The organism is Microbacterium sp. (genome assembly GCF_044340635.1).
GTDB lineage: Bacteria > Actinomycetota > Actinomycetes > Actinomycetales > Microbacteriaceae > Microbacterium.
Genome location: NZ_JBIITF010000023.1, coordinates 16,545 through 37,884, shown reverse-complemented (window position 1 = coordinate 37,884; position 21,340 = coordinate 16,545). Strand labels below are relative to the sequence as shown.

Below are 21,340 nucleotides of genomic sequence, written 5' to 3'. Positions count from 1 at the left end.
GTCGGGGACGGCTTACCGCTGCGCGGCCCGTCCCTGCGATGCCGGCAAGCCGGCCTCACCTCGTGGGACGGCGCCGGTACCCGGCGCCCCGCTGCCGCAGTAGCGCCGGCTGGCAGGCTGGGATCGGTTCGCCCGCACGGTTCGAGGAGCTCGGGACCGTTGGCGCGGATCCCGAACGGGCTGACCGCGTCGAACTCGAGGCCGGATGCCTCGGCAACGCCGGCGTGCACGGCCTCGTCGACGAGTGCCTGGTCGCCGATAAGGGACGGGTCGAGCCAATGCAGCCATATGTGCTCGGGGAGGATGACTGGGTTGCGGTCGTGGGTGCCGGCGAGAGTCTGTACGGCATCCGATGTGACGATGGTCGCAGTGAGCACCCAGTCGCCCTTGGGATCGACGACGATGACGGGCACGCCCACCTGGTGCATTTCCTCGAGCAACACGACGGCCGCGCTGGTCTTCCCGGCGCCCTTCTTGGCCAGGATGCCGTTGGAGCTGGTGATGAGCTCGAGGGGAAGGTCCACGCCCTCGGCGACTTACAGGCCGGCGGTCATGGCGTCTCGTCCGGGTCGGGCTTGCGATAACGGATCTCGTGGCCATCCGCGCTGAATGTGATGCCCGGCTCGAGCGGAGGCCGGAGCTCGGGGATGGGCTCGAAGTCGTGGGGCGTGAAGTTGCACTCGAGGGTGCCGGCGTCGATGCGCTGCTCGAGGTAGTGCTGCAGTCGCGCCGCGGCGGTGGGTGAGGCGTCGAGGATGCGGGTGGAGATATCGGCGAGCGGCTCGGTCCCGGACTGCGGCATGAGCCCGAAGATCCCGAAGGTGATCTCCGGGTCGTGGTCCCACAGCTGGATCGAGAGCGTCCCGGATCTGCTGAACGGACTGATGTACCAGGTAGCGACCGTGACCTGGTCGAGGCGGACGGTGGCGGTCGGCTCGGGCGCACGCAGGAACCGCTTCGTGGAGAGGGTGAGGTTGTGGTCGTCGTCGACGGTGACCGCGCCGCCGGCAGCCCAGATCGGATCCGCGCGCTGCATGATCGCGCCAGCGAGGGCGATGAGAGCTCCGAGGGCCGCGGTCGCGGCGATGACGATGCCGGGGGCCAGGAGCGCATCGAGCCACGGTGTGCCGGTGAGAGGGGCGAAGATCGCGCCGGTAGCGGCGAGCGTAGCGAGCATGGCGATGCCCATCACGAGGACCATTCGTTCGATCATGGCTGCTCCTCTCGGCCGACCGCCTCGGCTTCGACGCCGGTGGCGAGGATCCGCAGCGCGTTGGCCTGCTGCGCGGGTGTCATCGTGATCGTGGCGTCGACGACATTGTGGATGCTCAGGCTGTACTCCCCTGCCCTGTCGAGCGCGATCGTGGCCACGGCGAGCAGCTCGGGGTCCTCGGGGAGAGAGATGGGGATTTGTCCGAGCATCGGTCAGGGTCCCTTCTCGGCCGTGGTTTTGCGGACGGTGGTGTGTGACTGCTTCCGCGGCTTGGTGACGGGGATCTTCACCTGGGGGTGGTCGCGAAGATGGTCGAGGGAGGGTCTGGGTGCGTCAGCGAGCCACGCTTGCGTACGGCCCGGGTGGATCTGTCCGCTGGGGATCACGATCCTCCAGTCGCGGACGGCCTCGAGCAGCTCCCCTTTGGCGACTTGGGCGCGGAAGCGATTGCGGAAATCGAGCTGCTCGATGATGACGCCGCTGGCGGCGGTGAGGCGTTCTCCGGAGCGATCGGAGCCGGTACGGGAGATCCGGGGGACGCAGACGCCGCGGTCGCGGAGGAGAACGATCGCGAGGGTATGCGGCTTGAGCCACCCCTGCTTGACCCAGGCGGGGTTGACGGGGGCGCCTCGATCGACGATGTCCCAGAGTGATTCCCGGGCGTGGGCGAGCTCTCGTTGCTCTTGGGTGAACATAGATGCCGGCGGGAGAATGCGCTCCTGGATCTCAGGGAGCCGGCGCGCAGGGATGCCGTGGCGCACCCATCGGCGGACGGTGGAGGGCGAGACGCCGAGCTGGGCCGCGGCGCGCGTCGCGTCGACGCGGCCGCGGCGCCCGAACGCCGCATAGCTGTTGGACAGGACCGTGCCGAGTCGGCCTTCATCCCACGGCCGCTCGGGTTCAGTTGGGTGGTCAGCTCGCATCGTCGGGTGCTTCCTCTGAGTGCGCTCGAGCCAGGTCGTCGGCGGCTCGCGTGAGCAGCGCGGCGGTGATGTCGGGGTCGATGAGCTCGACGTTCTCGGCCACCTCGCGCAGCGAGAAGACGAGCTCGGCAGGCGTCAGCTGCTGCACCCGCTCAGTAAGTTCGCTCACCTTCTCCGCCCTTTCGCTTGTGGTCATGCAGACGACGGCGCCCACGCCCAGCTGTCGGGGTCGGCGCCGCGTGCGAAGTATGCCTGGCCGATCTCCTCGGCAGAGGCTGACAGCTCCAGGCCCGCGTTGTCGGTGAGCGGGTACCACTGTTGGAAGACGAAGCGGATCGCGTCGAGAGTGGATTCGTCGGCTGACACCACTCGAGGGAGTTCGCCGCTCTCGATGGCGATCGCGAGCTCGGCAATGGCTTCTCGCAGAGGCGTTCGAGGCATGGGGCTTCTCCTAGTCGACGTCGAGCTCGCCCGCGAGGGGCTCTGCCGTGAGTTCGTCCACGGTGGTGCCGAGTCGTGTGGCGAATGCCTCGAGCTCGACGCTGCGCCAGCGTGTGCGGCCGGTGAAGCGGGTTCGCAGGGCCTGATCGGAGATTCCGGCGAGCTCGGTGAACTCACGGAAGGTCCCGGCCTTGCGGATGCGCTGCAGGATCTTCTTGTTGACGTCGGGAGAGACCTGGATGCGCGTGTAGCCGAGCGCCGGCGGCCGGCCGCTCTTTCCGCGCTGCGCACGCGCTGCGCGCAGTGCGATCCACCGGTCGACGTCGTCTTCGTCGAAGCCCGGGGATCGCATCCATTCGGGTGTGGTGGGCTGCGGGAAGTCGGGATCGCTCATCTCGCCGGTGCTGGCGAGATTGTGGATGTACTTCACGCTGACGCCGAGCTTGGCCGCGATATCGCGGTAGCCGATGACGTTGATCTTCTTCGCGGTCACGCTCTCACCTCCTGGGTTACTGATCAGGCAGATCAGCATGGTCTCTACCCATCAAATATAGGATGACCTGACCCCATAAATCAACGTCCTGGGACGCGGAGAGGGCCGCATCCGGTGTGGGGTGCGGCCCTCTCGTGGTGTGATCATGCGAGTCGCGCGGCGAGCTCGTCGATCTTGTCGGGACGGAAGCCCGACCAGTGGTCTTCGTCGGTGATGACGACGGGGGCCTGCAGGTAGCCGAGCGACTTCACGTGCTCGAGCGCCGCGGGGTCTTCGGACAGGTCGAGGATCTCGTAGTCGATGCCCTTGGCGTCCAGCGCCCGGTAGGTCGCGTTGCACTGCACGCAGCTGGGCTTGGTGTAGACCGTGATGCTTGCGGGAGTCGTCTCCTGCATCAATTCTGCGGTGGTTGCGGTCATCGGTGGTTCACCTCCTCTCGTGTTGGTCGTGGTGCTGTTGGTGGTCTAGTGGAAGGCGCGGGGATCGCCATCGTTGTCGTGGGGTCCGACACCGTCGAAGCCCAGCCCGGTCAGATAGTCGATGTTCCAGTTCTCGACGTATTTGTCGCTCAGAACGTTTTCGAGGAAGTCGAGAGCGCCCTTGTCCCCGCCTTCCATGTAGGCGTGCTGCAGGCCCTCGTATTCCTCGGGGGTGAGCTTCTGCCCGATGTCGCGCATGCGGGAGTAGTCCTTCGGCCCCTGCATGCCGGAGACCCTCACGCGGACGCCGTTCGCGGTGGGCTTCTGATTGGCGATCGCGCGGCGCACCGCCTGCGCGCGGCCGCGCTTGGTCGTGACCGCCTGGCGCGCTTTCGTGCTGAGCTTCTTCATCACGGTCGCGGAGGGGTTGTGCTGCCCCTTGATCCACCGCTGCACGGTCCGCTGCGAGACGCCGAGCCGGCGCGCAGCCTCCTTCGTGGAGATCGACGTGATCATCCGCTCTGCGCCACCCTCCGCTTTCACAGAGCGGGTGGTGCTGTACAAGGACCGGAGCATCCGGACGACGCCAGGAGCACCCTCCCCGGCGCCGGTGGGGGTCGCTTCCTGGCGGGTGAAGGCCTCGAAGACGGCGTTGCGCTGCTTGGCTGCGCGTTCGGCAGCTGCACGTGCGTCGTCAGCGTCCATCGTCGGCTCCTCTCTCGCTCGTCATCGTCAGAACACCTCGAGGTCCAGGTGGTCCTTGCCGTCGTAGCGGCCCTCACCGGTCAGGAACTGCAGGTGCTCGTTGAGGAACGCGAACCCCTCGGGCTTGTACTGACCGAGCCCTCGGCCGAAGTCGCGAGGCCGCCCGGGCCATGCCTTCTCCGGGTCGATCTCGTTGCTGGTGTAGAGGATCGTGTCCTGCTTGACGGCGACGGGCCAGCGACCCGTCTCGTTGCCGATCTGCACGATCCGGCGGATGATGTTGGCGCGGGAGCGAGCCTGGATCAGGTGGTACCGCTCGGGTGCGAATCCGGGCCGCCCCTTCATGTGCTCGAAGCTCGCCATGCGGCCCAGGCCGCGGGTGTAGGTGGGCTTGACGAGCTCGCGCACTGCCTGGTCGTCGGGGTCCGCGGTGTCCAGTGCCGCGCGGGCTTCGGCGATCCGCTCCGCCCAGCTGTCGAGGATCCGGCCGTGGTTGTCCCACACGTACGCTTCGACGATCTCGAGCTCGTAGCCGAGCTCCTGGGCGATGGTGAGGGTCGCGGTAGTCAGCCAGCTCTTCATGCCGGCAATCTCGCCGTCACGGTTGAACGGATCGATCGGGTTCGGGTGCAGCCACTCGCGGCGCTCGGGGAGAACGACGCGCCAGTAGCCGGGCGTGGTGCTCTTGAACTCGATCCGGGAGCCTTCGGGCAAGTACCGGGGCTCGCCGATGCCGTAGTGCTGGCCGCTGACGCCGGCGAGGTAGGAGCCGCCGCGGTCGAAGGCGTGCACGTAGGTGTGCTCGAGTTCTTCACCCACCGGCTTGCGCTGCCAGTTGATGTCCGCCTCGAGGGTCGAGATCTCCGCCGGCCCGACCGGTGTGTGCGGGGTGAACCGCTCGAGGCGCTTCTCCTTGCTAGGCGCGAGATCGAGCATGAGGTCGATGCCGGTTACAGCAGCGCTGACCGCGTAGGGCTTGCCGATCATCTCGGCGTATCGCTGCAGGCGGCGCGCGATCGTGGCGCTGTCCGCGTCACCGGCGCACAGCGCGGTGAAGTCGTCCTGCAGCGCGGCCATCAACGCGAACCGTCCCCGCAGCCGGTCGTTGCCGGGCATCCACACGCGGGTCATCGGGTTGAGGGCCACCTGGGCGCCGCCGATCTCGTACCCCTCGGCGATCGCGTCGGTGAGGAACGGGTGGTCGACGGTGAGCTTGTACAGCTCCTCCGTGCGCTCACGGCCTTCGTGTGAGGTCAGCTGGTCGACGGGGAGGCCGAGCTGGCGCGCCGCGGCATCCGTCACGAGCAGTTGGCCGTCCTCCGACTTCCAGGCGCCCGGGTGCCGGTAGCCGAGTCCGAGGTTGGCGATGACCTTCGCGGCGTCGCCGATGTGCCGGATGGGGAACGGGAGCGGCACGCACTGACCGTCCGGGAGCCAGACGCCGTGCTCGTCGAGCACGCCCACGACGCCGCGGAAACCCGGTCCGGGGGCGACCGCTGCGCGCTTGGCGGGGGCGGGGGCCGTCGCGGCCGGTGCCGGCTGGGTCGACGAGCGCTCCGCTGGCTGCGGGTCAGAGGTCTGTGGCGATGCGGGGGTCTCGGGGATCTCGAGCAGCGGTTCGGGCGCCGGGGGTGCGTCCTCAGCGGCAGTGTCGTCGAGCAGTGCCCCGAAGTTCACGGGACCGTCGAACAGCGACGGGTCCGGGGAATCGGTGCCGGGATCGGTGTCGTCGTCGCTGCCGTGCTCGCCGAACAGTGCGCTGAGGGGGAGGTCCCACACCTTCATCGGGGGGCCGCCCTGGATCGGGCGGACGGTGTGCTGAGTGCTGCTGTCGCGGTTGGTGAACTCGGGTGTGATCCAGAAGTGCGGGGCGCCGGCAAACGAGGAGCCGATCGAGGTGGTGGTGTCGCTGAATCCCATGCCGGCGCCGGCGGCGACCTTCTTGATGACCTCGAACGTGACCATCGGGAACAGGTAGAGCCGTTCGGTCCCGTCGCTGTGCACCTTGATGGTGCCGACCTTCGGGCCGTTGGGGACGAGGACGTCGTTGGGCTGCTTGCCGCGGCGGCTCCAGCCGAGCTGCTCGGCGTTGTCTGGCGCTTCGCCATCGGTGAGCGAGATGTGCGCGGCCTGGCTGGCGAGCGCTTCGCGCAGCAGTTCCATCGTGAGCAGTGCGACGTCGCCGCTGCCGGGGTCCTGCAGCCGGATCCCTTCATCGATTCCCGCCTCGGCCCAGGCGTAGAACTCGTTGGCTTCGTCGCGGGTGAGCGCCTTGTTCTCGATGAGCATGCGCAGCATCAGAGCGATCCCGTGGACGGAGACCACGGCCGCGGTGATCATGCGGCCGCGTGCACCGTCGTTGTGCGGGACATCGCGCAGGCGTCGCGTCCAGGCGAGGGTGAGGGCGCGCAGGCTGAGCGGCGAGGTGCTGGCGGGGTCGAAGTACTCGGCTTGGATCGTGTCGCGGTGAGCAGCGAGCCATTGCAGCAGCGCAGCGCCGAGGAGTGCCCTCTCCTCGCGGTGGGTCTTCTCCTCGAGCTGCATGAACGTGTCGGTGCTGTCGGGGATCTCGCCCGGGTTCAACGCGATCGTGAACAGTCGCTGGAGTGCGGAGCCGGTGATGCCGATCTGGCCGGTAGCGATGACGGATGCGTTGATGCGGCCCTGCGCGGTCACTCCCCCACGGGCCTTACCGGCGACGTGGCCGCCGCCGTCGAACAGTGCCCGGACGAGGTTCTCGAGGCGCGCCTCGGCCTTCTTCGCGTCGATGTCGACGAAGTCGTCGGCGAGGACGGGCATGTAGTCGGCGGAGCGGACGACCCGCATCAGGCCGATGCCGGACTGGGATCCGCCTGCGGCGGTGGCGGAGAGGATCGTCTTGGGCGAGCCTTCCTGCTGCACGAGGCCAGGCGCGAAGTAGTGCATGCCGAGTCGGGCGAGCGTGGACTTTCCGGATCCGGCGGCGCCGTTGAGGTAGCAGACGTGGGGCACGGGCGCGAACGGCGCCCGCCACACCAGGCCCAGCACGGGAGCCATCGCCCGGGCGGGCAGCTTCTCGCGCAGTGGGACGGTGCTTCCCTCCCACGCGGCCCGCAGAGCCTTTGCATCCGTGGTGGGCTCAGCGACCCGCAGATGCTCGATGCCGCCAACCATGCGTGTCCGCAGCGGCATCGAACCCTGCGCGGTGATCGCTCCGTCTGCGTGGACGAAGTAGCTTCCCGACTCTCCCTCACGCCACCCAGTGGTGGTGTAGACGCGCTCTCGCGCGTACGGGGCGGGGCGGGCGTTGTGCAGGGCGTCCCACGCCAGCTCGCGGCCGCGGCGGGATGTGTTCTCGAGCATCCCGACCCACGGCAGCGCGTCAGCCCACGTCCCCCGCTGCAGCTGCTCCTCATCCCAGGTGACCACCTGGGACTCGATCTTGTTGCTGCCGTTCTCTTCGTAGACCGGGTTCCCTTCCTCATCGCGGACCCAGCGGGAGAACCGGACGGTCATCTCGTGGGTGGCTCGGGTGATCTCCGACTCCTGGCCGTTGTCCTCGAACGCGACCGAGAGGATGTCGCCCCAGCCGTCGATGACGCGGTTGAACCGGCGGCGGGTCCCGTCGCCGTCGCGCTCCCACTTGATCTCGACGGTCTGCCCCTTGCGGACGGTGAACTCGCGGCCGCGGTTGGGGGTGTCGTCGTCGCCGGGGATGAAGGTGTTGCCCGTGAACGCGGGAGGGTCGCCGGCCTCGTGCTCGCGGTCGCCGCCAAACTGCACTCGCCGGTCAGCGGGCTTGAGCCGCTCGGTGATGCTGGTCGGCACGCGGACACCCGTGAGGTCGTAGGCTTCCTGCGCGGTGCGGGCGGCCTGGTCGACGAGGTTCTCCGCCTCTTGCATCACGGTGCGGCTGAGGGGATCCGTGGCACCGGTCGCCGTCACCACTTCGCCGACGTTCGCAGCGACCCGGCGATAGCGGAGCAGCGCCTCCTTCGCCCACGCAGCGATGTCCTCGTCGTGCTGCGCGGGATCCTCGCCCGAAGCGACCAGCTCCTGGTGTGCGCGGATCTCCGCACTGCACACGGCGATCGCTTCGATCCCCTTCACCGTGTCAGCGATCAGCTGGAGCAGCACGGCATTGCCGACCGAGATCTCCTCCAGGTCCTCGACGCCCAGGCCGGCCTCGAGGTGATCGGTGAGATCGCCCTTGTCAACATCGATCGCCGGCCGGTAGAGGGTCACCGTCGCGCCGACCTCGCCGAGCATGTGGTGCAGCTGCGCGGCCCGCTTGTAGCCGGCGCTATCCCGATCGGCGACCACGTTGACCGTGGCCCCGGTGAACACGTCGGCGAGCTCACGGGGGAACGACCCGGACCCCTGGGCGTTCGTGGTCGCGACCAGGCCGCGGGCTGCAGCGTTGTCGGCGTCCTTCTCCCCCTCGACGATCCACACAGGCTGGTCGGTGGCGATCGCACGCAGCACGTCGGCGTGCTGGTACAGGACGGGGGTGAATCCGGTCGGCTTCTTGGTGACCCAGCGGCCGGCCGCCGAGCGGAAGCGCTGACGGAACCGCTTGTGCACGGCGCCGTCGACCACGGCCTGCTCGCGGATGACCTCTTCGACCACGGTTCCGGCTGCGTCGGCGTACGGGTAGGTCGTCACCTGTTCCCATTTCGCCCCGGCGAGCTCGTCGACGTCGACGAGGCCGGTGATGCGGCGCGGCACCCGGTGCGCGGGCTCGAACTTCGGCTTGCCCTTCGCGGGCCGCGGAGCGTCCTTCTCGGGGAGAGGGGCGTCGAACAGATCGGTGGCGGACAGGCCGATCGCGCTGGCGACGTCGCGGTAGTCGGCGTGGCACGTGAAGCAGTTGAGCAGGACCGCCTCGCGGCGCCGGTCGAACTTCACACTCAGCGAGCGGTGAGTGTCGCCATGCACCGGGCACAGCGCCATGAACTTGTCGCCCCGGATCGACTCGGGCTTGAACCCGCCGGCGTCGAGAGCGTTCCACACTCGATCGACCGCCGACCCGGCAGCCCCAACAACAGGAGAGTCAGTCAGCGTCACGTGCCCGACCCTCCCGTGAAGACCACGGGAGGAGAGACACGAGACACAGCCGCAGGCTGAAGCTGCTTCAGAAAAAGACGAACTTCGGGTACCATGACGTGCAACACCTCCTTTCGGTGCGATTCAGTTCCCTGTGGGGGCCAACCCAGGAACTACAACTTCAGATCTCGGACCACCTGCTCGCCAAAGCTTCGGGTCCGAACCAGACTCCCGAAGATCCCCGGTCGCCAAACCGGGGATCTTCCTCGTTATGCGGTGCGCGGCATCGGCAGCTCCTGTCGCGACTCGTCGGCGCGACGACGCTGTTCGGCCGCCGCAAGTTCTTCGTGGATGTACTCCGGGATCGGAAGGTCGTAGAGCTCTGCAAGCTGCATCGTGACCCAGCTGCCGAGCGGGATGCCGAGTTCCTCAGCCTTGCGCTCGTACAGGTTGTGATGGTCGATCGGCACGCGGACGAGCATCTGTGCTCGTTCCCCGCGAACTCGGCGCCCAGGCCGTGCTGCTCTTGCCGCTGACATGCGTCATTCATAGCACGGAACAGATACAGATACCGCAAGCCACACTCGGCGCGTTGGCGTGTCGGATCGGTCAGCTCGTCCATGACCGTCATAGGTGCAACTTCCGACGTTATCCGGACATCGGGTGCCGAAAGTTTTTCAGTCCTCCAGTGCCATCGCTCCTCGGAGCTTGTGCCGTTGGGGCGTTTGGGGGTTAACACGTATATGTGTTGAGTTTCCGGTAACGGTTACGGTTGCGACGCCCAAGGGGGTGATAAATCCCAGGTCAGATGGATGATTCAAGTTTTGTGAGCCTGTCTTCCGGCGCGGGATGGGTCGGTAACATCCGCGTGATTCCGGGGGTGGCGGGCGCCAGAAAATCGGTAACACGCCCCTTATTTCGCCCCAGATGGCCCGGTTGGAGGTGTCTGTCTCTGTCAGAGTGGGCGGCGTGGAGGTCGTGAGCGTCGAGGATCTGGTGCCGAGGGCACTTACCGCGCTGCGCGGATCTCCCGCCGTGGAGCGGCTCGTGGGCGCGATGATGTTCTCGTTGTGGCGGCCGTTCCCGAAGCCGATCTATCTCTACGGTGATTCGCCGGACAAGGTGATGGCGGCGTTCGCTCTCGCTGAGCTCGGAGGGCGACCGTGGAGTGAGCTGCGCGCGGACGGGATCCCGTTCGAGATGCGCAAGGGCGAGTGGTTCGTCATCGAGCACCCGATGGTGCTGGAGGATCTGGTCCCTGCTCATCGCCCGACCCTGTTGAAGAGGGAGCTGCGGAAGATCCTGGATGGACTAGAGCTGAGCGCCGCGATGGGGCGCAGCGGGGAGCTGCCGGAGGGCGTACCGCCGGCGACGATCATCACCGGCGATCGCGCGATGCTTCCCGACTTCCGGGACCGGGTCTTCTCGCTCGAGCTCTCCCCGGACCTCGAGCGGAGCCAGTACAGCGCGATCGTGTCCGGCGAGACCGCACACGCTCGCGTCGAGCTCGGCCGGAGGATCCGGGAATGGATGCGCGGTGCCGGCGCACCATCGATGGACGACTACCTCGACATGTGGGTCGGGCTGCATCGTGTACCAGAGACCGACCGGTCGTCCGTCGCCGCGTGTCGCTTCGGGTTGCGGCTGCTGGACCAGTTCCTCGACGCCCACCAGATGCCCTTCGATGCCTGGCCGTGGACTCGGGAGTCGCCGCGGCCGCCATCGACGAGCGATGCGCCCGAGCCCCGCGCGCGCCCCGGCGGCCAGGTCGAACGCTCCGCGACTCGGCGGCCGGCACGGCAGGCCACTACGGCAGTGGAGCGTCGCGCGAAGCCGGCGCGGGCGTCAGCGTCGTCGACGACCGCCGCCGCGGATCCTCACCTGGTCGACGCGCTCGTGGGCTCCGTCCGTCATGCAATCGACGAAGGGCGCGCGCACGTGTACGACTCGCACGGCTCGTTCTCGGAGGAGAGCGCCAAGAGCGGCCGCCGGGTCGGGATCCTCACCAATGGCCGGCTACTGCTGCTGTGCGCGCCGGCGCGCACACTCCTGGCTGCAGATCTCGCCGTCGACGAGCGGCCCTCGCTACCGCAGCTCTCGGCCGCCCTCGAGCTCGTCGGCCTGGTGGAAAAAGACGAAGCCGGCAGGCTGACCCGTTCCCACGTCCACGAGGGGAAGACGGTGAAGGTCTGGGATGTCGCCCCGGACGAGTTCTGGTCATACGACTCAGACGACCCGCGCGCCCACTCGTAGGGTCCTCGCCCTCGCCCGAGGTGTCGCTCGAGCTACGGCAGCGGCTTGCTCAGGGCGCGCGCGGCTTCGATGACCGCGATCGAGCTGAGAGTGAGCGGGTGAACGCTCTGGAGTGTGAGCGGGGCGGGTTCTGCGGGCGTCGCCCACAACATGACGTTCCGCCACGACGGGCGGTGGTACGACCACCAGCTCACGCCCGCCCACCGGCGTCGTCCGTCGTGGTGGGTTTCGGCGAACAGCGCCGCGGCCTTGCTCTGGGTGAAGGCTTTGTTGCGGATCACGACCTGGCTGGGTCGCATCCCGAGGTGCTGCAGGTTCGTCGCGTCGTCGAAGTCGAAGATCGACAGGTCGTCGTCGACGGAGAACGTCGCGAGCGCGCGGCGCAGCCCACTCGGGTGCTCGAGCATGTCAGCCGACCAGGTGGCGAGGTTGCCCAGGGTCTCCCCCACGGCGCCCTCGGCTGCGGGTGAGAGGTACCAGGCGTCGTAGAGCGCGGGGTTGTCCCAGCGGCCGGCGCCTTGCGGCTTGTGCAGGTAGGTGGCGTGGCCGGACTTTCCGGGAGCAGCTCCGGGGTCGTGCAGGAAGACGCGGTGCAGCAGCATCAGGCGTAGCCGCCGGCGAGCTCCTGGTCGAGCGCGTCGATGACAGGCGCAGAGCCGGTCGTCCTGAGCACGTCGATCGGCCGCGCGCCGTCGAGGAAGGCGTTGCTGCCGTTGAGCCACGAACCGATCACGGACGGCTTCCACAGCAGACCCGCACGAGCGATGACGTGGTCCAGGTCGACGATCACTCGAGCGTTCTCCGAGTTCGGGCGCTCGGATCCGTCGATCCACCGTGTGGGCTGCGACGGGGACACCTCGAGCATCGACGCGAGTTGCGCCTTGCTGCCCAGCGCGGCCGCGACCGCGCTGGCACGGTCAGCGATCTGGATCGCGACGACGTAGTTGGACCGCTTCGCCGCCGCATCCCTCAGCGCCGCGCCAGCCTTGCTCGTGGGATTCTTGGCGATCGACTTTCCGGCAGAGATCTTGCCGGTGCCCGCCGATCGTGCAGTGAAGGTTCGCTTGGCCATACCCCCACGATACGCCCAATTCCTATATTGGGCATCAGCCGTTGGCCTCAGCCCTTCTGGATCGACTCGGCGGGAATCCACGCGAACGCACTGCGCCGTGAGGTGATGACGCGCTCGAGCTCGGCAGCATCACCCTCCCCCGCGGCGAGGGCACCGATGGGTTCGTGGGTGATCGCCAGGAGCAGGCCGCCGGCGACGTCGAGCATGTCCGCGAACCCTTCGCGCACATCGATGGAGTACTCGTCGAGGAACAGGGGGCTGATCGTGAGCTCGTCGGTGTCGAGGGAGACGGTGAGGTCCTCCCGGGCGGCTGCGTGGAACCGGATCTCGCCGGCGCGGTCGTACCCCTCCAGGAGCAGCAGCTCCACCGTCGTGATGAGCCGGCCGTCGCGTCGGCCGAGGTAGAACACGTCGCAGGACGGGCTCACGATCACGAGAGGGATGCGGGTCTCCTCGAGCCGCTCGCGCCGCCCACCCCACCAGGTGCGTGACGGGGTGGCCTTGACGGTGGTGATGACAGCGCCGGCGGCCGTCCACGTGCCCGGTGGCACGACGAGGAGACCGCCGTGCTGCAGGTTGGAGGTCCCGCACGTGGCATGCACGGCCGTCACCAGGACGCCTCCGGTTGGCTGCGGGTAGACGGAAAGACGAAACGCACCATCGCCGAGCTGTCGCCCGCATGCCGCGCAGTCGCCACCAGGGAGCACGGCCCCCTCGAGGACGCTGACGATCTCTTCGCCAAGCTCGCGCGTGACGGCGGTGTCGGGGATGAGCCTCATATCGTCGCGGCTATCCCCGCGATGAGCGCGCCGGCGATCATGTACGGGCCGAAGGGGACACGGCCGCCGCGGCGGCGGGCGAGGATCACGAGCGTGTGAGGCAGCGCGAGCAGGTAAGCGAGGATCGTCGCGGGGATCAGGAGCGGGAGACCGAACCAGGCCAGCCAGGCGCCGAGCGCGCCGGCGAGCTTGACGTCTCCGAACCCCACTGCGCCGGCGAGCCCGAGGGCGAAGTACACGCACCACAGAATGACGCCGCCGGCCACGGCGAGACCTACCCGACCCCAGTCGCCCGTGAACGCCCCCAGGACGGCCAGAGCGGCCCCTACGACGCCGTAGAGCGGGAAGACGATCGCGTTGGGCAACCGATGCTCCCGGAAGTCCCACACGGCCAACCAGACACCGAACGCGGCGACCACGGCCGCGAGCACCCACTGCACCATCCCGACGTCTCCGAGCGCTCCCGCGGCCGCGAAGGCGGCGCCGGCGCCCAGCGCGACGGAGATCCTGCCGGCGACCTGGGTCCAGGAGGCCGGGAGGATCTCCACCGGTCGGGAGTACTCGGGCGTCGCGGTCATGCTCAGCTCGCGTCTCGCCGCCGGATCGAGGCGATGAGCTCCTGCGTCTCGGGCTCGGCCTCGTAGCCGTCCTCGAAGCTGTCCAAGTGGCTCTCCAGCTGCTTCACGAGCCGCTCGACACCAGTCGAGTCGCCGGCTTGGTGCTCGGCCTTGAGGGCATCGCGCCAGAAGATCTCGTTGACCGGGTCCACCATCCGGCCGACCGCGGCCGCGAGACGGGCGTTGGCGCAGTCACCAGCTCGCAGCGACCTGGTCGCGAGTTCGTGCGCGGCATCGCCGACCGCGGCGATGATCTCGTAGCGGATCGGCTCGGCCCAGCCGTAGAACTTCTCCTTGACGCCTTCGAACGGCTGCCCCTTCACCAGACGCAGCGCCTGGGTGAGGTTCGCGGTCGGGGCGGAAGCCGGGTCCTCGCCGACGAGATCGAGCCACAGCTGCCAGTCGGTGCGGACCTCCTCGCGCAACCGGTAGCCCTCGGCGCCCACGCGCGGCAGGTACTGCTCGCCGGCGGGAGAGACTCCGAGCCAGGACCGGGCGCGCGAGGTGTGGGAGTTGCGGGTCTGCTGCGCGGCGCCGCCGTGCGGGTCCTTCCCCGGCCACAGCGCACCATGCACCTGCACGGCCGTCGCCCGCGGGTTCAGGGCGAGGAACGCGATCAGCTCGGTCGCTCGCTGCACGACCGACTGGTTCGTCTTCGACGTCGCCGGCGTCTTGGGAGCCGGCCCCTGGGCGCCCACGATCTGCACCGGCCCGAGGATCTGCACGTACGGCGCACCTCGCAGAGGAACGATCGGCCGAACAGGACCGGCCGGCTCCTTCGTCGCGGCCTCCGGCGCGTGCTCGGGTGCCTCGGCCGCGACGTCGGCATCGGTCTCGTCGACGGCCACCCCGACCGCCGCCTCGACGGTCTCGTCGACGGCTGCCTCGTCGGCCTTCTCAACGGTCTCGTCGACGGCTGCCTCGTCGGCCTCCTCGGCGTTTTCGTCGACGGGCGGGGCGGCGACGTCGGCGGACTTGGCCGGCAGCAGGGAGTGCAGGATGCTCTTCCACTCGTCGGCGTCGCCGTCCTCCACGCGGATGTCTTCCTCGACGTCGCGGAGGGTGGTGTCAGCCGGCGGCAAGTCGTCGAGGGTGACCTCGTCGGCGGGCGCCCACTCGCTGTCGTTGGTGACGACCTGGTCGCTGCTGTCGAGCAGCTGCAGGATGCTGGCGTACTCCTCCGCGTTGACGATCTGCGGGGTGAGGGGCAGCGTGTGCTCGGCGGCGGGGATCTGCAGCTGGGCGGTGTGGTCGTCGTCGAGGTGCATGGTCCAGTCGCCGGCGAGCTCACCGGCGGTGATCGCGGCTATCCCGACTCGGGGAAGCCTGGTGACCAGATCCGCGAGCTCAGCCCGAGCCTGCTCATCGGGCATGGCGCCCAGGATGACGATCTCCGGCGTCCACGACTCCGCTTCCAGACCCGCCGATCGTGCCTGCTCGATCGAGTCCACCCCCAGCTCCTCGAGGGCTCGTTCGGTCTCCGTGGCCTGCGCGCGCAGGGTGTGCAGCAGCGCGTCGATGTTGTCGACGTGCCGGAACCTGCCGGTGTCCAGCGCCTCCGGGAGCTCCGGCGCGATCCCGACGAGCGTGATGCGCAGATCCTCCGCCCACTGGCTCGTCGCCAGTTCCACGGCGAGCCCGGTGAGAGCGCCGCGGACGGACTCGTCGGAGCCGATCATGTTCAACGCGCCGATGTGCTCGAGGTCGACCATCACGTGGGCGTCGCCCAGGTCCTGGCCGAGCGTGACGAGCGCCGGGTAGGGGGCGCTGGGAACCCGCTCGAGCGGGGGCAGCTCTTCGGGGTCGACCGACCAGGCCATCTTGTCGTCGCTGACCTCGACGAACGGCGCCGGCAGCTCGGCCGGGGCATCCAGGTAGAGCGCGATCTCGACGTCGGACAGCCGCAGCGCGTACACGGGCGGCAGCGCGTTCCCGGTCTCCTGAGCCCACGCGGCCAGGTGCCGCAGCGCGTGGTCGACGTGATCCATCCCCAGTGGGTTCTCCACGGCGCGCAGCGCGAGCTCCATGTCGCTGGCAGCGCCCTCCGGCATCGAGATGCGCTGACCCGGCTTGCGGTCACGGCGCTGCTTCATCCGCCGCACACCGAGGAACACCAGCAGACCGGCGGCCGCGAGAGCACCGAGACCGCCGGCGGTGCGCACGTTGAAGATCTCGTCGATCCAATCGGTGTCGGCCGCATCGTCCGCCGCCTGCTCGGCCGCAGGCGCCTGCTCCGCCGGCTCCTGCCCGGTCGTTGCGTCGTCCGCAGCGCCGGGGGCGGTGGTGGCGCCGGGGATCGCTCCGACAGCGCCGCCCCCGAGCTCGTCGACGTCGGCCTGCGCCCCTGCGCCTTCGTCCACATGCGAGGACGCGCCTGCGTCCGCTCCCGTCTCCGAGCTTCCAGCCCCGGGCGCGACATCCTCAACGCCACCCGTCTCTGCGGGCGGTGCGACCGGGACGGTGGCCTCCACGGTGACGGGCACGTCGACGACCCACCCGGGATAGATCAGGTCGGGGTCGGTGAGGTGGCGGCCATCTGGCTGCACATCGTCCTTCGTGGCGTCGAAGATCTCCGGGTACCGGTTGCCGTCTCCGAGCTCTTGCTCGGCGATCGCCCACAAGGTGTCACCGGAAACGACGGTCACTTCCTTCTCGACGGTGGTGGTCTCCACCGTGGTCTCCGCCGTGCTCGAGGCGCCGCTGGGCGCATCAGAGGGCAGGGTGAGGACCCAGCCGGCGTTGAGCCAGTTCTCGGGCGTGAGGGACCAGCCGTCCGCCTGCTCGACCCCATAGTTGAGGTCCGCGATCTCTTTCCACCGCTCCCCCGAGCCGAGGGTCTCCTGCGCGATGCGCCACAGAGAGTCACCGTCTTGCACCGTGTAAGTCGGCGCCGCCGACGCCTCGGCAGCGACGGCCGTATCCGTGTGGGCTTCGACGGCCGCGGCGGAGGTGATCGTCGAGGACACGGCCGCCAAGGCGGCGGTCGGCTCGGCGGCGGATGCGCTGCTGGGCGCGGCGATGACGGGCGAGACGCCGGCGAACATGACGACCACCGCGGCGATTAGGAAACCGGCGCCCTGCTGCTGCAGCCGAAGCCCGGGCAGCCGCGGCGCCGGCACCCGGCGCAGCTGCGCGGGCAGCTCGACGAGGAACCCGACCGCGAAGGTGCCCCACAGGATCCACGCGACAATAGGCAGCAGGGTACCCATGAAGAACTTGCCGCCGTAGTCCGGGACGGACGTGAGCCGCATGACCTCGTCCCAGCTGGGGATCGGGTTGCCGGCGAACACGATCAGCCCGACCGGGATCCCGACCAGCAGGACCAGCAGGGCGATCAGTGATCCGAGACCTTTGAGGATGCGCACGATGATCCCTCCTGCTCAGCCGTTGGGGTTGGGGACATTGACGGACTGCAGCTCATTGATCTCGAGCTGTGAGGTGCTTGTCGTCGTCAGGGGAATGGTTCCGGACTGGCCGCCCGCCGTCCAGGTGAAGCTCCACTGGGCGGTGGCGGTGACCGTGTACCGGTCTCCTGGTTGGCTCGAACTTGTGCGTGTGTAGCGGTGACCGCAGGTCGGCGAGTCGGCGACCCCGTACGAGGTGGCGTACGGAGTGCCCGTCCCGACGCAGGCTTTGCTGGTTCCATCGCCCATGTTCCAGACGACGGACGTGACTTGCACCGAGCCGGTAACACTCACGGGACCGACCGTCTCCGAGACTCCGAATGGTCCCCAGGTACTCGGGCCAGGGTTGTTGACCCAGAGCCAGACGGGAACCCCCACATAGGATCTCCGATGACCCCACTCCGGGTTCACTTGAGGGGCCATTCCGATCTCAAACGGTTGGATCCCCAGACGCTGAGCGACGGCATTCGCTGCTTGTGCGGGAGAGATCGCCACAACACCGGGCGGCGGGTCGAGAAGCCATTGGCCGTAGCCATAGCAACCGCGAGGGTCGGTGCAGAGCGCGCCAACGAGGCACGAGTACCACGCTCCCTGTCCCTCGACTCTGCCGGGAGGAGGAGCGCTCTGAGGGTCGTCGAGAGACCAGTAGCACTGCCGGTCGTTTGACCAGTAGTCACGCCCGTTGGACGAGCACGGAACGACCTGGTCCTCTTCGTCGCCGGTTCCCTTGTGGATGCACTCGGTGGGACCTGGAGTGAAGTTGACTCCGTCGATGGGTCCTCCGCCTCCGGGGGATCCTCCGCCGGAATCGTCAACGGTGCAGGTGTAGCCAGTCCGAGGGTCACCCGTACAGACGGTGCCCGCCCATGCAGCAGTGGGCAGCGCTACGAGCATCCCCACTCCGAAAACGGTAGCGAGGATCGAAACCGCAATCTTCTTCATCCGCCGCATTGGTCGCTCACTGAGTACTCGACATTGGAGACCAACCACCGAGACTCGGTGGGGTTGAACAACACGGTGTAGCTTGCCCAGACGACCGTCACGCCTTGCTTCGGGACCACCGTTCCGGCGGCGTCTTTGGTGATGACATTGGTCGTGTCCAGGCAGCCCGTAATTAGGGCGCTGCCAAACGGGATCTGCGTTCCATCCTGCAGAGTGAGCGGTCCAGCAGAGCGTTCTCTCGAGACGAAGGTGCTGGAGCCCGAGACTGTCTGCTTTGCATCCGCCGCGGCCTTGGCTGAGTCCGCGAGATCCGATGCGGCCTGCTGGAATGCAACTTGGTCAATGAGGTCCTGGGCGGCCGCTTCGCCGGGCCAGTCCGTCAGCAGAGAGACCTCGAGTGAGACATAAGCCTGAGTCGTGTTCTCGGCTGCAGTTGTGGCGTCGTTTTCGTCGGATGGCGCGGCGACAGTGGGCGTGGGCGTCGGTGTTGCTGATGGCGTTGAACTCGCGCTCGTAGAGGGTGACCATGTGGGATCAGCGTTTGGCGTGCAGCCCACGAGCGCGATGCCAGCTGCAGCAACGACAGCGACAGCGGCCACCCGCATACGTGAGGTTGTCATCATGAGCAGCTCTCCTAGTTGGTAATCAATTGAGCAGACGCCTTAGCGCCCGCGGCAAGGGTGTTCACGCCAAGGAGGCTGATGAACTTGGTGGCATAGGTGGTCGTCACAGTCACGGTGACAACGTCGTCGTTCACGACGGCGGTCCCGGTCATTCCGGACGCGGCAATATAGGCCTCGGCGGCAGTCTCGGCTCGCGAGGAATCCACTGAAAGCGAGCCCGACTGCAATGTGTCGGAGCTGATCGCGTTGATCGCCGCTCGGGTCGCGGCGGAGGCCACGGCTTGAGCTTCCTCAGCGGCTGTGTACTTACCAGCGCTGTCAACCACCAGCCCGACCACCCCCATCAGTACTACGACCAGAAGGACGAAGTATGCGGCGAGCGAACCCTCCTCGGGGTTCTTTCGGAGCCGTGTAAGGAGAGTTCTCATCGTCGCTCCCTGTATGGATCTACGGGCGAGCTCGCCGTTGCGGTCATCTGCTTGCTGCCGGGCAGCCCCGGCAGCGCAATATCGGATAGTTCGACGTCGCACGTGATGGTGGACGACACCATACCCACCTGGCCAAGAGGCACGTTCATGCCACTTGTGTCGACCGTGACGGTCAGTGAGCGGCAGTAAATGCCCGAGGAGTTGAGAGCAGCGTTGGCGGTGTCATGGGCGCTGGTCTGCGCTTCGCTGTCAGTGCGCGCAAGAGAGGCCTCACGCGCAGCTGCGCTGACAGCCGACTGGACTGTCATGTTGGCCAGAGCAAGGCGGCCAAAGCCAACACAGGCAAGGGCGAACATGAGCACAAGGCCGGCGAGGAGGACGAGCTCGGCCGAAGCAGAGCCCCGATCGCTGTGCCAGTAGAAGCGACGCATCAGTTCACCCACCTTTCGACGGGGGCTACCGCGGTGCGGGTGATGACGCTGTTGAACAGGGTCTCGAAGATTGAGTTGGTGCGGGCGGTGACGGTGACGGTGACCTCGGTCGCTGAGCGGTCCACGGTCACGGTCGTGTCATGGAGGTTTTTCGCGTTGCTGGCGATGAAGTCTTCCGCGGCTTGTTCACCTTGTCCGGCGGTGGCCCCGTAGACGCGGGCCTCGTTGACGGCGATGTTGGCTGCGGCTTGGGCTGCGTTGCCGGCGTCGTAGTAGATGCCGCCGATGATGATCGCGAAGATCATGAGCCCGAACAGCGGGAAGATGATCGCGAACTCCACGTTGGCATCACCTCGCTCCCGATCGCCGCGCAGTCGTGCGGCGATCGGGAGGAGACGATGACGGAGTCTGCGGATCATCAGAGTCGCGGCTCAGAACGGGTCGACGATCTCAGCCATCCGGTCGGCGAACCAGCCGGAGACGACCCCCCAAACGACGCCGGCGATGGCGATGACGGCGAGGATCGCGAGGACCCAGCCGACCATCTGGTCGCCCTGCTCGCGACGCTCACGGAGGTCGTCGGTGTAGATGCGGAGCATCACGGCCATGCGCGTGAGTGCGGTCATGGTGCCTTCCTTTCTCTCGGTGTTGATGGGCATAGGTGCGATTTTCAGTTGGAATCGGACATTACGTCGAAGTGAGGTTGAACAGGAGCGGTGTGAAGATGATGCCGACCGCAAGGAACGCCACGATGAAGCCGGCGAAGGAGCTGAACTGGTCGCTCAGCTTGTTCGCCCGCGTCTGTTCCTCGTTGAGAAGCTTCACTCGCATGCCCTTCCCGGTGGACCTCAGTGTCTCATATATGGAAGACCCGCTCTCGTCCGCTGATCGGGAGATTCGTGCGACCTCGGCCAGCTCGGGAACCCCGGCGGCGTCAGCGAAATTGTCGAGCGCCTCCCATGAGGGTGTGCCGGCGAACCGTGCCCGGCGGAGCTCTTCTCGGATGCGGACGAACACCCAGCTGTCTCCGATCGTTGCCGCGTTCTCGAGGGCTCGGGTGACGGGTGCGTTGCGCCGGCGCTCGGTGGCGACGAGCTCGAGGTAGATGGCGACGCCTCGAGCGAACTCCTGACGGGCGACGGTGGCCTTCTTCTTGAGGTCGCGGTCGGCTCCGGTCCACCCGAGGATAGCCAGGGGGATGCCGGAGAGCGCGGCGACGCCGGCGAAGAACGGGAGGCCGATCATGTTGAGGATGATGCCCACGAGTGGCGGTGCGATCAGCAGCAGGAGGGCGTCGCGCGCCTTCTGGTACAGGTAGTTGTTCACCGGGGTGCCCACGAGCTCGAGGTCCTTGGTGGGGATCGTGAAGCCGGGGAGATCCGGCAGTCGGGAGTGCACCCAGGAGCCGACGCGGGTTTCCAGGTCGGTGCCGGAGTGGTCCGCGATGGTGCTGGTGGTGCCCATCCGTTCCATGACCGCCGACAGCTTGGACTGGCGGGGAAGCAGGGTCGCGATGATGAGCGCGAGGCCGGCGCCGAGGAGGGCTCCGGGGATGAGGGTGATATACCACAC

General features: G+C 67.7%; 24 protein-coding genes. 1 reads left to right on the top strand and 23 read right to left on the bottom strand.

Annotation, left to right across the window (positions count from 1 at the left end):
* From ACIQ0W_RS15275 to ACIQ0W_RS15225, 11 genes are all read right to left on the bottom strand, one after another.
* On the bottom strand, window positions 1-524 hold a 524-nt coding region (locus ACIQ0W_RS15275), incomplete at its 3' end, for an SOS response-associated peptidase family protein (protein WP_396643529.1).
* Window positions 525-550: 26 nt separating this feature from the next.
* Window positions 551-1,213: a hypothetical protein gene (locus tag ACIQ0W_RS15270; protein WP_396643527.1), complete on the bottom strand. Its 663-nt coding sequence runs from the start codon at window positions 1,211-1,213 to the stop codon at window positions 551-553.
* Window positions 1,210-1,422: a hypothetical protein gene (locus ACIQ0W_RS15265; RefSeq protein ID WP_054687650.1), complete on the bottom strand. Its 213-nt coding sequence runs from the start codon at window positions 1,420-1,422 to the stop codon at window positions 1,210-1,212. The genes ACIQ0W_RS15270 and ACIQ0W_RS15265 overlap by 4 nt, the downstream gene beginning before the upstream one ends.
* A 3-nt stretch (window positions 1,423-1,425) precedes the next feature.
* Entirely contained in the window at window positions 1,426-2,136 is a 711-nt protein-coding gene (locus ACIQ0W_RS15260; RefSeq protein ID WP_054687648.1) for a hypothetical protein, read from the bottom strand.
* Complete coding sequence (locus ACIQ0W_RS15255; protein WP_156366718.1) at window positions 2,126-2,305, bottom strand: hypothetical protein; 180 nt, start codon at window positions 2,303-2,305, stop codon at window positions 2,126-2,128. Before ACIQ0W_RS15255 ends, ACIQ0W_RS15260 begins: the two co-directional genes overlap by 11 nt.
* Window positions 2,306-2,328: 23 nt before the next feature.
* Window positions 2,329-2,577 carry a hypothetical protein gene (locus tag ACIQ0W_RS15250; protein ID WP_054687647.1) on the bottom strand — a complete coding sequence of 83 codons (249 nt, stop codon included), beginning with the start codon at window positions 2,575-2,577 and terminating at the stop codon, window positions 2,329-2,331.
* A 10-nt stretch (window positions 2,578-2,587) separates the two neighbouring features.
* Entirely contained in the window at window positions 2,588-3,070 is a 483-nt protein-coding gene (locus ACIQ0W_RS15245; RefSeq protein ID WP_054687645.1) for an AlpA family transcriptional regulator, read from the bottom strand.
* A gap of 143 nt (window positions 3,071-3,213) precedes the next feature.
* On the bottom strand, window positions 3,214-3,489 hold the full coding sequence (nrdH, locus tag ACIQ0W_RS15240; RefSeq protein WP_269465077.1) for a glutaredoxin-like protein NrdH: 276 nt from the start codon (window positions 3,487-3,489) through the stop codon (window positions 3,214-3,216).
* Window positions 3,490-3,534: 45 nt separating this feature from the next.
* Entirely contained in the window at window positions 3,535-4,194 is a 660-nt protein-coding gene (locus tag ACIQ0W_RS15235) for a helix-turn-helix domain-containing protein (protein WP_396643526.1), read from the bottom strand.
* A gap of 27 nt (window positions 4,195-4,221) precedes the next feature.
* Window positions 4,222-9,240: a telomere-associated protein gene (locus ACIQ0W_RS15230; RefSeq protein ID WP_396643525.1), complete on the bottom strand. Its 5,019-nt coding sequence runs from the start codon at window positions 9,238-9,240 to the stop codon at window positions 4,222-4,224.
* A gap of 248 nt (window positions 9,241-9,488) precedes the next feature.
* The gene (locus ACIQ0W_RS15225; RefSeq protein ID WP_396643524.1) at window positions 9,489-9,689 is read right to left on the bottom strand and encodes a hypothetical protein; all 201 of its coding nucleotides are present in this window, start codon (window positions 9,687-9,689) and stop codon (window positions 9,489-9,491) included.
* A 499-nt stretch (window positions 9,690-10,188) separates the two neighbouring features.
* Between ACIQ0W_RS15225 and ACIQ0W_RS15220 the strand changes: the two genes are divergently transcribed.
* On the top strand, window positions 10,189-11,472 hold the full coding sequence (locus tag ACIQ0W_RS15220; protein ID WP_396643523.1) for a hypothetical protein: 1,284 nt from the start codon (window positions 10,189-10,191) through the stop codon (window positions 11,470-11,472).
* Window positions 11,473-11,504: 32 nt separating this feature from the next.
* Here ACIQ0W_RS15220 and ACIQ0W_RS15215 read toward each other — a convergent pair whose 3' ends face one another.
* The 12 genes from ACIQ0W_RS15215 to ACIQ0W_RS15160 all read right to left on the bottom strand — a co-directional run bounded on the left by ACIQ0W_RS15215 (window position 11,505) and on the right by ACIQ0W_RS15160 (window position 21,340).
* Entirely contained in the window at window positions 11,505-12,074 is a 570-nt protein-coding gene (locus tag ACIQ0W_RS15215; RefSeq protein ID WP_396643522.1) for an RES family NAD+ phosphorylase, read from the bottom strand.
* Window positions 12,074-12,544, bottom strand: coding sequence for a hypothetical protein (locus tag ACIQ0W_RS15210; RefSeq protein ID WP_054687632.1), 471 nt, complete (start codon window positions 12,542-12,544; stop codon window positions 12,074-12,076). Before ACIQ0W_RS15210 ends, ACIQ0W_RS15215 begins: the two co-directional genes overlap by 1 nt.
* A gap of 47 nt (window positions 12,545-12,591) precedes the next feature.
* Window positions 12,592-13,323, bottom strand: coding sequence for a hypothetical protein (locus ACIQ0W_RS15205; protein ID WP_396643521.1), 732 nt, complete (start codon window positions 13,321-13,323; stop codon window positions 12,592-12,594).
* Window positions 13,320-13,901, bottom strand: coding sequence for a prepilin peptidase (locus tag ACIQ0W_RS15200; protein ID WP_396643520.1), 582 nt, complete (start codon window positions 13,899-13,901; stop codon window positions 13,320-13,322). The genes ACIQ0W_RS15205 and ACIQ0W_RS15200 overlap by 4 nt, the downstream gene beginning before the upstream one ends.
* 2 nt (window positions 13,902-13,903) lie before the next feature.
* On the bottom strand, window positions 13,904-17,305 hold the full coding sequence (locus ACIQ0W_RS15195; RefSeq protein ID WP_396643519.1) for a LysM peptidoglycan-binding domain-containing protein: 3,402 nt from the start codon (window positions 17,303-17,305) through the stop codon (window positions 13,904-13,906).
* A 15-nt stretch (window positions 17,306-17,320) separates the two neighbouring features.
* Window positions 17,321-17,638 (bottom strand): hypothetical protein, encoded by a 318-nt coding sequence (locus ACIQ0W_RS15190; RefSeq protein ID WP_156366715.1) that lies wholly within the window; start codon window positions 17,636-17,638, stop codon window positions 17,321-17,323.
* A 644-nt stretch (window positions 17,639-18,282) separates the two neighbouring features.
* The gene (locus tag ACIQ0W_RS15185) at window positions 18,283-18,909 is read right to left on the bottom strand and encodes a hypothetical protein (protein WP_396643518.1); all 627 of its coding nucleotides are present in this window, start codon (window positions 18,907-18,909) and stop codon (window positions 18,283-18,285) included.
* A gap of 11 nt (window positions 18,910-18,920) precedes the next feature.
* Window positions 18,921-19,337 carry a pilus assembly protein TadG-related protein gene (locus ACIQ0W_RS15180; RefSeq protein WP_396643517.1) on the bottom strand — a complete coding sequence of 139 codons (417 nt, stop codon included), beginning with the start codon at window positions 19,335-19,337 and terminating at the stop codon, window positions 18,921-18,923.
* Complete coding sequence (locus tag ACIQ0W_RS15175; protein ID WP_396643515.1) at window positions 19,334-19,768, bottom strand: TadE/TadG family type IV pilus assembly protein; 435 nt, start codon at window positions 19,766-19,768, stop codon at window positions 19,334-19,336. The genes ACIQ0W_RS15180 and ACIQ0W_RS15175 overlap by 4 nt, the downstream gene beginning before the upstream one ends.
* Window positions 19,768-20,109: a TadE/TadG family type IV pilus assembly protein gene (locus tag ACIQ0W_RS15170; protein ID WP_396643513.1), complete on the bottom strand. Its 342-nt coding sequence runs from the start codon at window positions 20,107-20,109 to the stop codon at window positions 19,768-19,770. The genes ACIQ0W_RS15175 and ACIQ0W_RS15170 overlap by 1 nt, the downstream gene beginning before the upstream one ends.
* Window positions 20,110-20,199: 90 nt before the next feature.
* Window positions 20,200-20,394: a hypothetical protein gene (locus ACIQ0W_RS15165; RefSeq protein ID WP_153002369.1), complete on the bottom strand. Its 195-nt coding sequence runs from the start codon at window positions 20,392-20,394 to the stop codon at window positions 20,200-20,202.
* Between the two features lie 61 nt (window positions 20,395-20,455).
* On the bottom strand, window positions 20,456-21,340 hold the full coding sequence (locus ACIQ0W_RS15160) for a type II secretion system F family protein (RefSeq protein ID WP_058632837.1): 885 nt from the start codon (window positions 21,338-21,340) through the stop codon (window positions 20,456-20,458).

What these genes read in the sequence shown, in the direction of transcription:
- ACIQ0W_RS15260 (WP_054687648.1), bottom strand. Translation starts at nt 2,136, where the DNA reads ATGCGAGCTGACCACCCAACTGAACCCGAGCGGCCGTGGGATGAAGGC.
- ACIQ0W_RS15165 (WP_153002369.1), bottom strand. Translation starts at nt 20,394, where the DNA reads ATGACCGCACTCACGCGCATGGCCGTGATGCTCCGCATCTACACCGAC.
- ACIQ0W_RS15215 (WP_396643522.1), bottom strand. Translation starts at nt 12,074, where the DNA reads ATGCTGCTGCACCGCGTCTTCCTGCACGACCCCGGAGCTGCTCCCGGA.
- ACIQ0W_RS15185 (WP_396643518.1), bottom strand. Translation starts at nt 18,909, where the DNA reads ATGATGACAACCTCACGTATGCGGGTGGCCGCTGTCGCTGTCGTTGCT.
- ACIQ0W_RS15175 (WP_396643515.1), bottom strand. Translation starts at nt 19,768, where the DNA reads ATGCGTCGCTTCTACTGGCACAGCGATCGGGGCTCTGCTTCGGCCGAG.
- ACIQ0W_RS15270 (WP_396643527.1), bottom strand. Translation starts at nt 1,213, where the DNA reads ATGATCGAACGAATGGTCCTCGTGATGGGCATCGCCATGCTCGCTACG.
- ACIQ0W_RS15250 (WP_054687647.1), bottom strand. Translation starts at nt 2,577, where the DNA reads ATGCCTCGAACGCCTCTGCGAGAAGCCATTGCCGAGCTCGCGATCGCC.
- ACIQ0W_RS15235 (WP_396643526.1), bottom strand. Translation starts at nt 4,194, where the DNA reads ATGGACGCTGACGACGCACGTGCAGCTGCCGAACGCGCAGCCAAGCAG.
- ACIQ0W_RS15265 (WP_054687650.1), bottom strand. Translation starts at nt 1,422, where the DNA reads ATGCTCGGACAAATCCCCATCTCTCTCCCCGAGGACCCCGAGCTGCTC.
- ACIQ0W_RS15205 (WP_396643521.1), bottom strand. Translation starts at nt 13,323, where the DNA reads ATGAGGCTCATCCCCGACACCGCCGTCACGCGCGAGCTTGGCGAAGAG.
- ACIQ0W_RS15200 (WP_396643520.1), bottom strand. Translation starts at nt 13,901, where the DNA reads ATGACCGCGACGCCCGAGTACTCCCGACCGGTGGAGATCCTCCCGGCC.
- ACIQ0W_RS15210 (WP_054687632.1), bottom strand. Translation starts at nt 12,544, where the DNA reads ATGGCCAAGCGAACCTTCACTGCACGATCGGCGGGCACCGGCAAGATC.
- ACIQ0W_RS15180 (WP_396643517.1), bottom strand. Translation starts at nt 19,337, where the DNA reads ATGAGAACTCTCCTTACACGGCTCCGAAAGAACCCCGAGGAGGGTTCG.
- nrdH (WP_269465077.1), bottom strand. Translation starts at nt 3,489, where the DNA reads ATGACCGCAACCACCGCAGAATTGATGCAGGAGACGACTCCCGCAAGC.